This window comes from Actinokineospora fastidiosa (assembly GCF_014648415.1).
GTDB classification, from domain to species: domain Bacteria; phylum Actinomycetota; class Actinomycetes; order Mycobacteriales; family Pseudonocardiaceae; genus Actinokineospora; species Actinokineospora fastidiosa.
Genome location: NZ_BMRB01000001.1, coordinates 339,954 through 353,102 on the forward strand (window position 1 = coordinate 339,954; position 13,149 = coordinate 353,102).

General features: G+C 72.5%; 12 protein-coding genes, 1 tRNA gene and 1 riboswitch. Of the genes, 8 read left to right on the forward strand and 5 right to left on the reverse strand.

Annotation, left to right across the window (positions count from 1 at the left end):
* Window positions 1-43: 43 nt before the first annotated feature.
* Window positions 44-114, reverse strand: a tRNA-Gln gene (locus IEY98_RS01520).
* Window positions 115-429: 315 nt separating this feature from the next.
* Here IEY98_RS01520 and IEY98_RS01525 point away from each other — a divergent pair.
* The 6 genes from IEY98_RS01525 to IEY98_RS01550 all read left to right on the forward strand — a co-directional run bounded on the left by IEY98_RS01525 (window position 430) and on the right by IEY98_RS01550 (window position 6,410).
* Window positions 430-1,356: an acyl-CoA desaturase gene (locus tag IEY98_RS01525; RefSeq protein ID WP_189208474.1), complete on the forward strand. Its 927-nt coding sequence runs from the start codon at window positions 430-432 to the stop codon at window positions 1,354-1,356.
* Window positions 1,357-1,464: 108 nt separating this feature from the next.
* A complete protein-coding gene (locus IEY98_RS01530; protein ID WP_189209973.1) occupies window positions 1,465-2,064 on the forward strand; it encodes a TetR/AcrR family transcriptional regulator in 600 nt (199 codons plus the stop codon).
* A 5-nt stretch (window positions 2,065-2,069) separates the two neighbouring features.
* Entirely contained in the window at window positions 2,070-2,900 is an 831-nt protein-coding gene (gene rsmA / locus IEY98_RS01535) for a 16S rRNA (adenine(1518)-N(6)/adenine(1519)-N(6))-dimethyltransferase RsmA (protein WP_189209972.1), read from the forward strand.
* Between the two features lie 116 nt (window positions 2,901-3,016).
* A riboswitch (SAM riboswitch) is annotated at window positions 3,017-3,106 on the forward strand.
* Window positions 3,107-3,284: 178 nt separating this feature from the next.
* The gene (locus tag IEY98_RS01540) at window positions 3,285-4,292 is read left to right on the forward strand and encodes a methionine ABC transporter ATP-binding protein (RefSeq protein ID WP_189208475.1); all 1,008 of its coding nucleotides are present in this window, start codon (window positions 3,285-3,287) and stop codon (window positions 4,290-4,292) included.
* A 16-nt stretch (window positions 4,293-4,308) separates the two neighbouring features.
* Window positions 4,309-5,274: a 4-(cytidine 5'-diphospho)-2-C-methyl-D-erythritol kinase gene (locus IEY98_RS01545; RefSeq protein ID WP_189208476.1), complete on the forward strand. Its 966-nt coding sequence runs from the start codon at window positions 4,309-4,311 to the stop codon at window positions 5,272-5,274.
* An 80-nt stretch (window positions 5,275-5,354) separates the two neighbouring features.
* A complete protein-coding gene (locus IEY98_RS01550) occupies window positions 5,355-6,410 on the forward strand; it encodes an ABC transporter substrate-binding protein (protein WP_189208477.1) in 1,056 nt (351 codons plus the stop codon).
* On the opposite strand, the gene IEY98_RS01555 is transcribed toward IEY98_RS01550, so the two are convergent.
* Both IEY98_RS01555 and IEY98_RS01560 read right to left on the reverse strand, forming a co-directional pair.
* Window positions 6,394-6,882 carry a hypothetical protein gene (locus tag IEY98_RS01555; RefSeq protein ID WP_189208478.1) on the reverse strand — a complete coding sequence of 163 codons (489 nt, stop codon included), beginning with the start codon at window positions 6,880-6,882 and terminating at the stop codon, window positions 6,394-6,396. The genes IEY98_RS01550 and IEY98_RS01555 overlap by 17 nt on opposite strands.
* A 108-nt stretch (window positions 6,883-6,990) precedes the next feature.
* The gene (locus IEY98_RS01560) at window positions 6,991-7,488 is read right to left on the reverse strand and encodes a hypothetical protein (protein WP_189208479.1); all 498 of its coding nucleotides are present in this window, start codon (window positions 7,486-7,488) and stop codon (window positions 6,991-6,993) included.
* A gap of 175 nt (window positions 7,489-7,663) precedes the next feature.
* Here IEY98_RS01560 and IEY98_RS01565 point away from each other — a divergent pair, with 175 nt between their 5' ends.
* Complete coding sequence (locus tag IEY98_RS01565) at window positions 7,664-9,484, forward strand: ABC-F family ATP-binding cassette domain-containing protein (protein WP_189208480.1); 1,821 nt, start codon at window positions 7,664-7,666, stop codon at window positions 9,482-9,484.
* A gap of 776 nt (window positions 9,485-10,260) precedes the next feature.
* A complete protein-coding gene (locus tag IEY98_RS01570) occupies window positions 10,261-11,922 on the forward strand; it encodes a fatty acyl-AMP ligase (protein WP_189208481.1) in 1,662 nt (553 codons plus the stop codon).
* Between the two features lie 66 nt (window positions 11,923-11,988).
* Here IEY98_RS01570 and IEY98_RS33235 read toward each other — a convergent pair whose 3' ends face one another.
* Together IEY98_RS33235 and pth are read right to left on the reverse strand one after the other, a co-directional pair.
* Window positions 11,989-12,546 (reverse strand): DivIVA domain-containing protein, encoded by a 558-nt coding sequence (locus tag IEY98_RS33235; protein ID WP_308425814.1) that lies wholly within the window; start codon window positions 12,544-12,546, stop codon window positions 11,989-11,991.
* Window positions 12,543-13,115, reverse strand: a complete 573-nt coding sequence (gene pth, locus IEY98_RS01580; RefSeq protein ID WP_189208482.1) for an aminoacyl-tRNA hydrolase — start codon at window positions 13,113-13,115, stop codon at window positions 12,543-12,545. The genes IEY98_RS33235 and pth overlap by 4 nt, the downstream gene beginning before the upstream one ends.
* Between the last annotated feature and the right edge of the window lie 34 nt (window positions 13,116-13,149).

Below are 13,149 nucleotides of genomic sequence, written 5' to 3' on the forward strand. Positions count from 1 at the left end.
GTGCGTCGCTGCACCCCTTGGCGAGTCGGTGGGGTTGAACGTGCTCCGCCGCCAGGATTCGAACCTGAACCATTGGAACCAAAATCCAAGGTGCTGCCATTACACCACGGCGGATCGAACGAACCGGGGCTCGTACGCGGGCCCCATCGTGGCATGGTTCGCCATCGGGGAGCACCAGTACCCGGGCGATTGGCCTACTCTCGCGTCCGATCGGGTGTTATCGGCGTCACATGATCGTGGGCCCCGTGCACGCAGGCGGTTCGGGTGATCGCGGAGCGTCCCGACGGGCCGCGAGGTTGGCGTCGTCCGGGTGGCGGGTACCACCGAATGCCATATGTCGGGCAAAGGGCGTTCCGCTTACGCTAACGAAGGTTACGGAGGCGTAGGTGAGCCTGCCCTTAGCAGGTGGATCGGCAAGAGAGGGAACCCATGACAGCAACCGTCAGCGCGGGGCCGAAGCCGTTGATCGAGGGGCAGCGGAACCTGGCCACCCGCATCGGGGTGTACGTGTTCGTCCTGCTGCCGTTCGCGGCGTTGATCGCGGCGGTGCCACTGGCCTGGGGCTGGGGCCTCACCTGGCTGGACGTCGCCTTGGCGGTGTTCTTCTTCTACTTCTCCGGACTCGGCGTCACCGTCGGCTACCACCGGCTGTTCACGCACGGCTCGTTCAAGGCCAACCGGCCGCTGAAGATCGTCCTGGCCGTCATGGGCAGCATGGCCGTGCAGAGCCCGCCCATCACCTGGGTGGCCGACCACCGCCGCCACCACGCCTTCTCCGACCGCGACGGCGACCCGCACTCGCCCTGGCTGTTCGGCACCTCGCCGGTGGCCCTGGCCAAGGGCTTCTGGCACGCCCACATGGGCTGGCTGTTCGAGCACAGCGTGACCAACAAGCAGCGCTTCGCGCCCGACCTGCTGGCCGACCGCGACATCGTGCGGATCAACAAGCTGTTCCCGCTGCTCACCGGCCTGACGCTGATCCTGCCCGCGCTCATCGGCGGCCTGCTGACCTGGTCGTGGTGGGGCGCGTTCACCGCGTTCTTCTGGGCGGGCCTGGTGCGCGTCGCGATCCTGCACCACGTCACCTGGTCGACGAACTCGATCTGCCACATGATCGGCGAGCGGCCCTTCGCCAGCCGCGACAAGGCCGCCAACTTCTGGCCGCTGGCGATCCTGAGCTTCGGCGAGTCCTGGCACAACCTGCACCACGCCGACCCCACCTGCGCCCGGCACGGCGTGCTCAAGGGCCAGATCGACACCTCGGCGCGGCTCATCTGGCTGTTCGAGAAGTTCGGCTGGGCCACTGACGTGCGCTGGCCCACCCCGCAGCGGCTGGAGAAGATCTCGGCGAAGTAGCGGCGGCCCGCCCCCGGGGAGAGCACTAGGCTCCCCCGGGTGGCGGGGAGGCGGCGACGCAGCGCCGCGGGCGCCGGAACGGAGGTGTCCGCGGTGGCTCGCGTGCGCATGAGCGGCAGGGAACGTCGGGAGCAGCTGCTGGACGTGGCCCGCGCCCTGTTCGCCGAGAAGGGCTTCGAGGCGGCGTCGGTCGAGGAGATCGCGCACCGGGCCAACGTCAGCAAGCCCGTCGTGTACGAGCACTTCGGCGGCAAAGAGGGGATCTACGCCGTCGTGGTGGACCGGGAGATGCAGTCGCTGCTGGCGGGCATGACGCGGGCGCTGTCGGAGGACGCGCACCCCCGGCTGCTGCTGGAGCGGGCGGCCAGGGCGCTGCTCGACTACATCGAGGGCTCCACCGACGGCTTCCGCATCCTGGTCCGCGACTCGCCGGTCGCCACGTCCACCGGGACGTTCTCCAGCCTGTTGAACGACATCGCCAGCCAGGTCGAGCACATCCTCGGGGTGCAGTTCAGCAAGCGCGGCTACGACGCGAAGCTCGCCGCGCTCTACTCGCAGGCGCTCGTGGGCATGGTGGCGCTGACCGGCCAGTGGTGGCTGGAGGCGCGCAAGCCGAAGAAGGACGAGGTGACCGCGCACCTGGTCAACCTGTCCTGGAACGGGCTGTCCAACCTGGAGGGCAAGCCGGGACTGCGGGAGAAGTCGTGAGCCTGCTGGGGCCGGTGGAGATCCGGGCGCTGGCCGAGTCGCTGGGCGTGCGGCCGACCAAGAAGCTGGGGCAGAACTTCGTCCACGACCCGAACACCGTGCGGCGGATCGTGGCCACCGCCGACCTCGCCCCCGACGACGTCGTGCTGGAGGTCGGGCCGGGCCTCGGGTCGCTGACGCTGGCCCTGCTGCCCGCGTGCGCCGCCGTCGTCGCGGTGGAGATCGACCCGGTGCTGGCGGCGCGGCTGCCCGCGACCGTCGAGGACCGCGCGCCGGAGTTGGCCGACCGGCTGACCGTGGTGTGCGACGACGCCATGAAGGTGTCCACGCTTCCGTTGGCGCCCACGGCTTTGGTGGCGAACCTGCCGTACAACGTCGCCGTCCCGGTGGTGCTGCACCTGCTGGCCGTCGTGCCGACGCTGCGGCGGGTGCTCGTCATGGTGCAGGCCGAGGTGGCCGACCGGATGGCGGCCGGGCCGGGCGGGCGGGTGTACGGGGTGCCGAGCGTGAAGATCGCCTGGTACGCCTCGGCCCGGCGGGTGGCGACCGTGCCGAGGGCGGTGTTCTGGCCGGTGCCCAACGTCGACTCGGCGCTGGTGCTGCTGGAGCGGCGCGAGCAGCCGGACGCCGACCGCGACGCGGTGTTCGCGGTGATCGACGCGGCCTTCGCGCAGCGGCGCAAGACGCTGCGGGCGGCGCTGGCGGGCTGGGCCGGGTCGGCGGCCGCGGCCGAGGCGGCGTTGGTCGCCGCCGGTGTCGATCCCGGGGCGCGCGGTGAGCAACTGGCCGTCGGCGACTTCGTGCGGATTGCTCAACACGCGCATACCCGCCGGTAGTAGACCGTTCGGGGTCCTGGTCCGCACTCCGAGAGTGTGACGTTGCGAACGGTACGGCCGAACCTGCCATAAGCGGGTTGCGCGGCGACCAGGCGATCGGGTGTACTCGGGTCAGCTATCCATCAGGAGCGGCCGAGAGACCTGGCTCTGTGACGCCGCAGCAACCACCCACCGCGGGCAGGTGCTACCGCCAGGACCGATGGAGGAACCACATGGGGATTCTCACCCGCAGGCGGGTCATCGACGAGTGCAGGCGCACCGTGACCGGCTGTCGGCGAATGCGCGTATCCAGCTGATCCAGCTGTAGCCCGTCGCCTTCATCCACTTCGGACACCCCTTCTTCCCGCGCGCCTGGGGGCGCGTGGGCGCGCCTGGAGCCCTGTCATGATCACCGTTGAGAACGCCACCAAGACCTTCTGGACCGGCACCGGCCAGGTCGTCGCCATCGACGACGTCACACTCGACCTCGCCCCCGGCGCCATCACCGGGGTCGTGGGCGCCGCCGGGTCGGGCAAGTCGACCCTCGCCCGGCTCGTCTCCCTGCAGGACCGGCCCGACAGCGGCGTCGTCCGCGTCGAGGGCTACAACACCGCCGCGCTCGACCAGCGCCGCCTGCGCGCCGCGCGCCGCCGCATCGGCGTGGTCGGCCACGGCGAGCTGCTGCCGCAGCGCACCGCGGCAGGCAACATCGCGATGCCGCTGGAGCAGGCGGGCATCGACGGCCCGCAGCGCCGCGAGCGCGTCGGCAGGCTGCTGGACCTGATCGGCCTGACCGCGCGGGCGGGCGCCACCCCCGCCGACCTGACCCCGGGTCAGCGCGCCCGGGTCGAGATCGCCCGCGCCCTGATCGGCGATCCCGGCCTGCTGCTGGCCGACGACCCGACCGCGGGCCTCGACGCCGACGGCGCCGCTGGCGTGCTGGCCGTGCTGGACCGCGCGCGCAGCGAGCTGGGCACGACCGTGCTGGTCACGACCTCCGACGGCGGTGTCGCCCGGCGCATCGCCGACGACGTCGCCCTGCTCGACGGCGGCCGGGTCGCGGCGAACGGCTCGCTGCTGTCGCTGATCCAGAACCCGGGCAGCCCGATCGCCGACGCGCTGCTGCCCGCGATCGACACCCCGGAGTCCGTGCGCGCCGCGCACGACCGCACGGCCGAGGTCGTGCTGATCGGCTTCGCCGCGGTCGGCGCGCTGCTGCCGGAGGCCAGCGGCCGCTTCGGCACGGACGTCTCGGTGATCGGCGGCGGGCTGACCCGGGTGGGTGAAACCCCGGTCGCGCGCTTCCTGCTCGGGGTGTCCGGCCCGCAGGCGGAATCGACGCTGTCCTGGATCAGCGAGCGCGGCGGCGTGGTCAAGCGTCCGGTGCGGGGGCCGGAGGGCATCGCCGCCTGACCCGTAGGCTGGTCGGGTGCTCGCCGTCGTACCGCATCCCGTCACCGTTCGCGTGCCGTCCAAGGTGAACCTGCACCTCGCGGTGGGCGACGTGCGGCCGGACGGGTACCACGACCTGACGACGGTCTTCCAGGCGCTGTCGCTGACCGACGAGGTCACCGTGGCCGTCGCGGACGAGCCGGGCGTGGAGGTCGTCGGCGAGAACGCCGACGCCGTGCCGACCGGCCCGTCCAACCTGGCGTGGCGCGCGGTGCAGGAGCTGGCGCGGTTCTCCGGGCGCGACCCGGAGGAGCCGCGCGTGCGCGTGGTGATCCGCAAGGGCATCCCGGTGGCCGGGGGGATGGCGGGCGGCAGCGCCGACGCCGCGGCGACGCTGGTGGGCCTGTCCGCGCTCTGGCGGCTGGAGGTCACCCGCGACGACCTGGCCCGGCTGGCCGCGCGCATCGGCAGCGACGTCCCGTTCACCCTGTACGGCGGGACGGCGCTGGGGACCGGGCGCGGCGAGCAGCTGGTGCCGGTGCTCTCCCGGCACACCTACCACTGGGTCCTGGCCTTCGACCGCCGCGGCCTGTCCACCCCGAAGGTGTTCGGCGAGCTCGACCGCCTGCGCGCGGAGGGCGCCCCGCCCCGGGCGGGCGCGGTCGAGCCGGTGCTGGAGGCGCTGGCGACCGGCGACCCCCGGCAGCTGGCCCTGCTGCTCGGGAACGATCTCCAGGCCGCCGCGGTGTCCCTGCGGCCCGGCCTGCGCCGCACGCTGCGCGCCGGGGTGAACGCGGGCGCGCTGGCGGGCACGGTGTCCGGCTCCGGCCCCACCTGCGCGTTCCTGTGCGCCGACGAGCAGGCGGCGCTGCGCGTGGCCGCCGAGCTGGCGGGCGCGGGCGTCTGCCGCACCGTCCGCGTGGCCCACGGCCCGGTCCCCGGCGCCCGGGTGATCGGCGGCGAGGACGCGCCGCGGCCGGTGCCGCCGGAAGTGCACGCCTGACCATCCGGGTCGTGCCGGGACCGGTAACCGGTCGGGTGACTGCGGTTGAGGGGTGTCGGGCGCGCTGGTAGCCCTGTCCCATGTCGCTGCGGATCGGGGTGGTCGTGCCCAGGACGGGCAGGCTCTCGGCGTTGGGGGAGCCGCTCGACTTCGTCGCCGCGCGGTTCGCGGGCAGGGCGCGGATCTTCACCGCCGACAGTCGCTCGACGCCCGAGGGCGCGCGGCGGGCGGTTGAGCGTTTGGTGGTCGAGCACCGGGTGCCCATCGTGCTGACCATGGCGGGCAGCACGGTCCTCCCGGCCGCCGCCGACGCGTGCGACCGGCTCGGCGTGCCGTGTCTGTCCACGACGCTGCCCTGGCAGCTGTACCGGTCGTCCGGTTTCCACTTCGCGTGGGGCCTGGACGACATCGCGCGCGCCTTCGCCGAGCTGTGGGACCGGGTCGCGGAGCGGGCCACGGTGGGGTGCCTGTGGAACGACGGCATGCAGGGCGCCGCGCTGCGCCGGGGCTTCCTGCCCGCCTGCCGCGACCGGGTGATGGTGCACGAGCCCGCCTACACCGAGCGGACGCCGGACTTCGCGCCCCAGATCGCCGCGTTCGCCGACGTCGACGTCGTCACCAGCGCGGCGACCGCCGCCGACCTGGCCGCGTTCCTCGCGCAGGCGGCCCCGCCCCGGCTGGTCACCTGCTCCCGGTGGCTGACCTACCCGTTCGGCGTGCGGCGGCACAACCTGGACCGCGTCGCCACCATCGTCTACTGGACCCCGGACCACCCTTACGTGTCCAGTGTGGACGGCACGACCGCCGCGGAACTGGCCAGTGCCTACACGGAGTCGACCGGCAGGCCGTGGGCGCAGCCGCTCGGCCTGGCGCACGCCCTGTTCGAGGTCGCCCTGCACGCCTTCGCGCACGCGGCCGACCCCACCGACCCGGCCGCGCTGGCCGAGGCGATCGGGCGCGCCCGGGTCCCCACGATCGCGGGCCCGATCGACTGGCCGGGCGGCCCCGCGCCGGGCGTGGCCGCGGTCGCGCTGGCCGGGGGCCAGTGGCAGGGCGGTGACCTCGTCGTCGTCGCCAACACCGGCGCCCCGGACGCGCCCATCCGCGGTGATCTGCTGGTCAGTCGATCAGCGTGACGTCGAACCGGTAGACGACCGCCTTCGAGTCCGCCAGCACGGCCCGGGTCTGACCGCGCGCCGCGCTGTACTCGCCGGTTCCGCCGGTGACGGCGAAGGTCGTGTTCTTGAAGGTCCCGTTCGCGTACTCGCGCAGGCTGGACATGTGGATGTCGCCGCCGTCCAGGCGGAAGACGGTCGAGCAGTGCGCGGTCAGGACCGGCGGCACGGCGGTGCTGATCTCGGCGAGGGTGCACGACGACACCGCCCGTCCGACCGGGGCCTTGCGCGCGTCGGCCAGCTCGCCGCCCGCGAGGAACGTCGCGCCCACGGTGGGCGCGCCCGGCAGCGTGAACTGCCCCCGGGTGCCGAAGACCGTGATCACCTGCTCGGCCTGCGCCTGCCCGGGCGCCGAAGCCGCGCCGAAGACCGGGATGGCCAGCACCGCGGCGACTGCGCACGCGGCGGCGAGAATGCGATTGCGGTGGGACACGCCTCTCCTCCTGTCCTGTCGGTGTCACCAGGCGGGGAGGGGGACCGTTTCCTGTCTACCCGGCCGCGGGCAGTGCCCGCACCGGTAGCCACCCGAACGGGATGCGGGCTAGAACTCCCAACTCCAGCCCTCGGTGTCGCCCGCCAGGTTGTGCGGGCTGTAGACGAGGGTGCCGTGCTCGGCAGCGGAATCGAGGAGGACGACGCCGTAGTAGCCGGAGTCGGAGAGGTAGAAGTCGTCGACGAGGTAGTGGCTGTCCGGAAGGCAGGACGTGATGATTCCTCGCCCGTTCTCCTGCCCGTTCGAGTCGATCGTGGAGAAGTCGCTCGCGCTCATCCACCAGCCCCAGTCGGGCTCGTAATCCTCGGTGGTCTGCAGCACGATCGTCGCGGCGAGGTAGTGGCCGCGGTTGGGCGGGAGGCTGCCCGGCTCGGTGCAGGTCACCGGCTTGACGCTGTCCAGCCACATGGTCGCCAGCGTGGGACTGCCGGTGGCCCTGATCTGGATCTCCCGGCCCAGCTGCGCTGGCACCACGCCCTCCCCCGCCGGGGCGGTGCCGCATCCGGCGATGACCAGGAGCACAACCGCACCGATGACGCGGAACATTCCACCTCCAAGACAAACCCTACGTCGTAGGTAGTCGGAAATTGTTCCGATGTCAAAATGGTGAACACAGGGTATTGATCCCATCGCCCGCTGGTCCATTAACTGTGAAAACCGGGTGACGGGCGACACTGGGTAGGCTGGTCCGGTCTGTGCAGTGCCGGTCGAAGGTGCGTGAATGACCAACCTGGTCAACCTGGAGAAGGTTAACAAGAGCTTCGGTGTCCGTCCGCTGCTCGACGAGGTCTCCCTCGGCGTGTCCAGCGGCGACCGCATCGGGGTGGTGGGCCTCAACGGCGGCGGCAAGACCACGCTGCTGGAGGTGCTGGCCGGGCTGGAGCCGCCCGACGGCGGCCGGGTCAGCCGGGCCAGGGACCTGCGGATGGCGGTCGTCACCCAGCGCACCGACCTGCCCGCCGGGTCGACGGTGCGGGAGGCGGTGCTGAGCGCGTTCGACGCCGAGCACGAGTGGGCGGCCGACGCGCGCATCCGCTCCATCCTCGACGGCCTCGGCCTGACCGCGCTGGGCATGGACAGCCCCGTCGACACCATGTCCGGCGGCGAGCGGCGGCGGGTCGCGCTGGCCGCGGCGCTGGTGCGCGAGCTGGACCTGGTCGTGCTCGACGAGCCGACCAACCACCTCGACATCGAGGGCGTGCAGTGGCTCGCCGATCACCTGCTGGCCCGGGGCACGGCGCTGGTCGTCGTCACCCACGACCGCTGGTTCCTCGACACGGTGTGCACCAAGACGTGGGAGGTCGTCGGCGGCCGGGTCGAGCAGTACGAGGGCGGCTACGCGGACTGGGTCTACGCCCGCGCCGAGCGCGCCCGGCTGGCCGACACGCTGGAGGAGAAGCGGCGCAACCTGGCCCGCAAGGAGCTGGCCTGGCTGCGGCGCGGCGCGCCCGCGCGCACCTCCAAGCCGCGCTACCGCATCGAGGCGGCGGAGGCGCTGATCTCCGACGTGCCCGCGCCCCGCGACTCCGTCGAGCTGCTGGCCTTCGCCAAGCGCCGCCTCGGCCGCACGGTGCTGGAGCTGGAGGACGTCTCGATCGACGCGGGCCCCAAGCCGATCCTGCGCGACGTCACGTGGCGGATCGGGCCGGGCGACCGGGTCGGGCTGGTCGGGGTCAACGGCTCGGGCAAGTCCACGGTCCTCAAGCTGCTGGCGGGCGACCGCGAGCCGTCGGCGGGCAAGCGCATCCAGGGCCAGACGGTGCGGCTGGCGCACCTGAGCCAGGAACTGCACGACCTCCCCCCGACCCTGCGCGTCCTGGAGGCCGTCGAGGAGATCGCCCGGCGGGTCGTGCTCGGCAAGCAGGAGATGTCGGCGTCGCAGCTGGCCGAGCGCTTCGGCTTCCCCGCCGCCCGCCAGTGGACCCCCGTCTCCGACCTCAGCGGCGGCGAACGCAGGCGCCTGCAACTGGCCCGGCTCCTCATGGCCGAACCCAACGTCCTCCTCCTCGACGAACCCACCAACGACCTGGACATCGACACCCTCCAACAACTGGAGGACCTCCTCGACTCCTGGCCAGGCACCCTCGTCGTCGTCTCCCACGACCGCTACCTGGTAGAACGAGTCTGCGACTCCGTCCACGCCGTCCTAGGCGACGGAAAGGTCACCCACCTGGTCGGCGGCATCGACGAATACCTGTCCCGCCGAGCCACCCCACCTGGACAGACCCCTCCCACCCAGGGGGCTGACCCCCTTGGTCTTCAGCCTACCGGGGAGGACCGACAAAATCGGAAGCGACACTCCGGTAACGACGGAATGCGTGCCGGATCGGCTGAACATCGCGCGGCCCAGAAGGAACTGGCCCGCCTCGAACGCCGCCTGGAGACGCTGACCGAACGCGAGACCCGCCTGAACCACGACGTCGCCGAAGCGGGCACGGACCTCGAGCGCCTGGCGAAGCTCGACGCCGAACTCCGCCAGGTGGTCGAGGAGAAGGCCGACGTCGAGACCCGCTGGCTGGAACTGGCCGACGCGCTGGAGTAGCGACGGCAGGAATGGTGCGACCACCGCCAGGACGCCCGTCGCCGAAGGGGACGGCGGGAGTGGCCGCGTCAGCCGGACGACCCCCGGCGGACGGCTGGGGGTGCGTGATCCGGCGGGGCAACCGGAGCACTGATTCGGCGGAACGGGTCGAGCGCCCCAATCCCACCGGGCGGCCGGGGCGTGCACTCGGCAGAGGCAACCGGAGCACTGATTCGGCGGAACGGGTCGAGCGCCCCATCCCACGGGACGGCCGGAGCGCTCACCCGGCGGAGGCAACCGGAGCGCTGATCTGGCGAAGCGGGTGGAGCGCCCAATCCCGCGCGCTGGCCGGTGCACTCAACCGGCGGAGGCAACCGGAGCGCTGATCTGGCGAAGCGGGTGGAGCGCCCAATCCCGCGAGGCGGCCGGGGCGCCCACCCGGCGGAGGCAACTGGAGCTCTGGTTCGGGAGGGCGGGTGGTGTGGTCGCGCCCGACAGGGACGACAGAACGCCTTGCGGGAGCGGGGAACCCCAGCTGGGGGCAGGCGGCCGTGGACAGGACCGGCTGGCGTTGTCATGCGCCGGTGCGGGCGGGCGAGACGGCGTACTGGTGGAGGGGCGAGGACAGCGGCCACCAGCCCGGGCAACGGTCACCAGCCGAGGTGGGTGCGGAGGCGGTGAGTGGCCCGAGTTGATCCTGCTCGCGGAGCGCGGATAGGCGCGGGCAGGCACTCCCGTTGCCCCGCACAAGCGCTGTCGATCCGGATGGGGGCGGTCGGCCGACTAGGCTCCACCGCATGAGTCGGTTCGTTGACATGATGCTGGAGTCGGCCCGTACCCGGGGGTCGGCGCGGGGCATCACCACGGGGGAGCCCAAGGCGCCGGTTCGGCACACGTGGGGGCAGGTGCACGAGCGGGCCGCGCGGATGGCGGGGGCGCTGGTGTCGGGCGGGCTGGCCCGCAACGGCGCGGTCGCCGTGTTGGCCGCTGAGCCGGTGGCGATCGCGCCCGCCGTGCAGGCGGTGTGGTTGGCGGGCGGCAGCGTGACCATGCTGCACCAGCCGACCCCGAGGACCGACCTCGCCGAGTGGGCAGCGGACACCGTGCGGGTCCTCGCCATGATCGATTCCAAGCTGGTGCTGCTCGGCGCGCCGTTCGAGGCGGTGGCTCCGGTGTTGGACCAGCACGGCGTCGCCTACCGGATGCTGGCCGACCTGGAGTCCGGCGAGCCGCTGGCCGAGCCCGTCGATGTCGACGAGGACTCCCCCGCGCTGCTGCAGCTGACCAGCGGGTCCACCGCCGAGCCGAAGGCCGTGCGGATCACCCACGGCAACCTCTACAGCAACCTGACCGCGATGGCGCAGACGTCCGAACTGGACGTCGAGAACGACATCATGGTGTCGTGGCTCCCCCTGTTCCACGACATGGGGATGGTCGGCTTCCTGACCGTCCCGATGACGGTCGGGCTGGAGCTGGTCAAGGTCACGCCGGTCGAGTTCCTGACCGGCCCGCTGCTGTGGGCGGACCTCATCTCCCGCTACCGGGGCACGATCACCGCCGCGCCGAACTTCGCGTACGCGCTGCTCGGCCGCCGTCTCTCCAATGTGGACGACGACAACGCGTACGACCTGTCCTCCCTGCGAATCGCGTTGAACGGCGCCGAGCCGATCGACGAGGCCGCGGTGTCGGCGTTCGTCACGCAGGGCGCGCGGTTCGGCCTGGACCCGCGGTGCGTGTTCCCGGCGTACGGCATGGCCGAGACGACGCTGGCGGTGTCGTTCGCGCCGCTGGGCACCGGGCTGACGCTGGACCACATCGACGCCGAACTGCTGGAGGCGGAGAACAAGGCGGTGCCGTCGCCGGAGGGCTCGCGCGCGTTCGCGGTGCTGGGCAAGCCGTTGCCCGGCCTGGAGGCGCGGATCGTGTCCGAGTCCGGCGAGGTGCTGGGCGAGCGCGAGGTCGGCGAGATCCAGCTGCGCGGCGAGGCCGTCACGCCCGGATACCTGACCGTCGACGGCCCCGTGCCGACCCAGGACGCCGACGGCTGGCTGGCGACCGGCGACATCGGATACACAGTGGACGGTCAGATCGTGATCTGCGGGCGGCAGAAGGACGTCATCATCCTCGCGGGCCGCAACATCTACCCGACCGACATCGAGCGCGCCGCGGTCGGCGTCGAGGGGGTGCGCGCGGGCAACGCCGTCGCGGTGCGCCTGGACGCGGGCTCGCGGCGCGAGCGCTTCGCCGTCGTCGTGGAGTCCCGCTCGGCGGGCGACGATGCCGAGGAGAAGCGCATCAAGCGCGAGGTCGGGGCGCGGGTGTTCGAGTCGGTCAACGCGCGGCCGAGCGCGGTCCTGGTCCTGCCGCCCGGCACGCTCCCGAAGACCCCGTCCGGCAAGCTCCGCCGCGCGGCGGCCGGGCAGCAGCTCGCGGGCGGGATCTCAGCAGCGGAATCGTGACCGCGACCCGTGGCTGGCCGCTTCCCGAAGCGGCCAGCCGCGGCCACCGTTCTCGGCGCTCGCGGGTCAGGCTTCGCGGCGGCGCAGGTCCAGCGTCCAGGCGTCCACGAGGGCGTCGACCGTGCGGGGGTCGTAGCCCTGGCCGACGAGGGGTGTGAGGGTCAGGCGCAGCTGGGCCAGCTGGGCCGCCGTGGGCGCGTTGGCCGGGTCCTTCGCGGCCGCGGTCAGCAGGCGGGACAGGCGGTCGACGTCGTCGGGGCGGTAGCCGCGGACGTTCGGGGGCGCGGGCGGCAGGGGCAGGAACGGGACCTCGACCACGTCCGGCGGGGTGACCACGCGCTGGATCACGACGGTCCTGTTCGCCGCGCCCTCGGACAGGGTGACCACGACGGCGTCGAGGAAGGCGTCGACCTGGTCCTCGTCGTAGCCGCGGCGGATCCGGGATGCCTGGTCAAAAACGGCGGCGCGGACGTCGTCCGGCGTCAGCGGGGCCCCGCCGGACAGGGCGGCCTCGACGCGGTCGAGGAACGCGTCGACCTGCTCCTCGTGGTAGCCGCGCCTGCCCAGGGGCGCGCGGTCGAAGGTGACGGCGCGCACCGTGTCGGGGGTCAGCGGCGCCTTCACGCGTGGAAGGTGTTCTGGGCCGCGATGAGACCCTGGCCCACCAGCGCCTCCACGGCGTCGGCGCAGCGGTCGATCTCCAGGGCCAGGTCCTTGCGCTCGGTGGCGGAGAAGTCCTTGAGCACGAAGTCTGCCGGGTCCATCCGGCCGGGCGGGCGGCCGATGCCGAACCGCACCCTGGTGTACTCCCGCGTCCCCAGCGACTTGGTGATCGAGCGCAGGCCGTTGTGGCCGTTCTCGCCGCCGCCCAGCTTCAGCCGCACGGTGCCGAACGGGAGGTCCAGCTCGTCGTGCACGACCGCCAGGTCGGCGACGGCCACCTTGTAGAACTTCGCCACCGACGACACCGGGCCGCCGGAGACGTTCATGAACGAGCGCGGCTTGGCCAGCACCACGCGCCTGCCCGCGAGCCTGCCCTCCAGCACGTCCGCGCCGGACTTGTGGGCCTTGAACCTGCCGCCCACGCGGGCCGCGAGCTCATCGAGCACCAGGAAGCCGATGTTGTGGCGGTTGCCTTCATACCGAGGGCCCGGGTTGCCCAGGCCGACCACGACCGCCGGTGCGGTGTCCATGTCCACCCCTCAAGCATGACAATGCCCCGGGCTC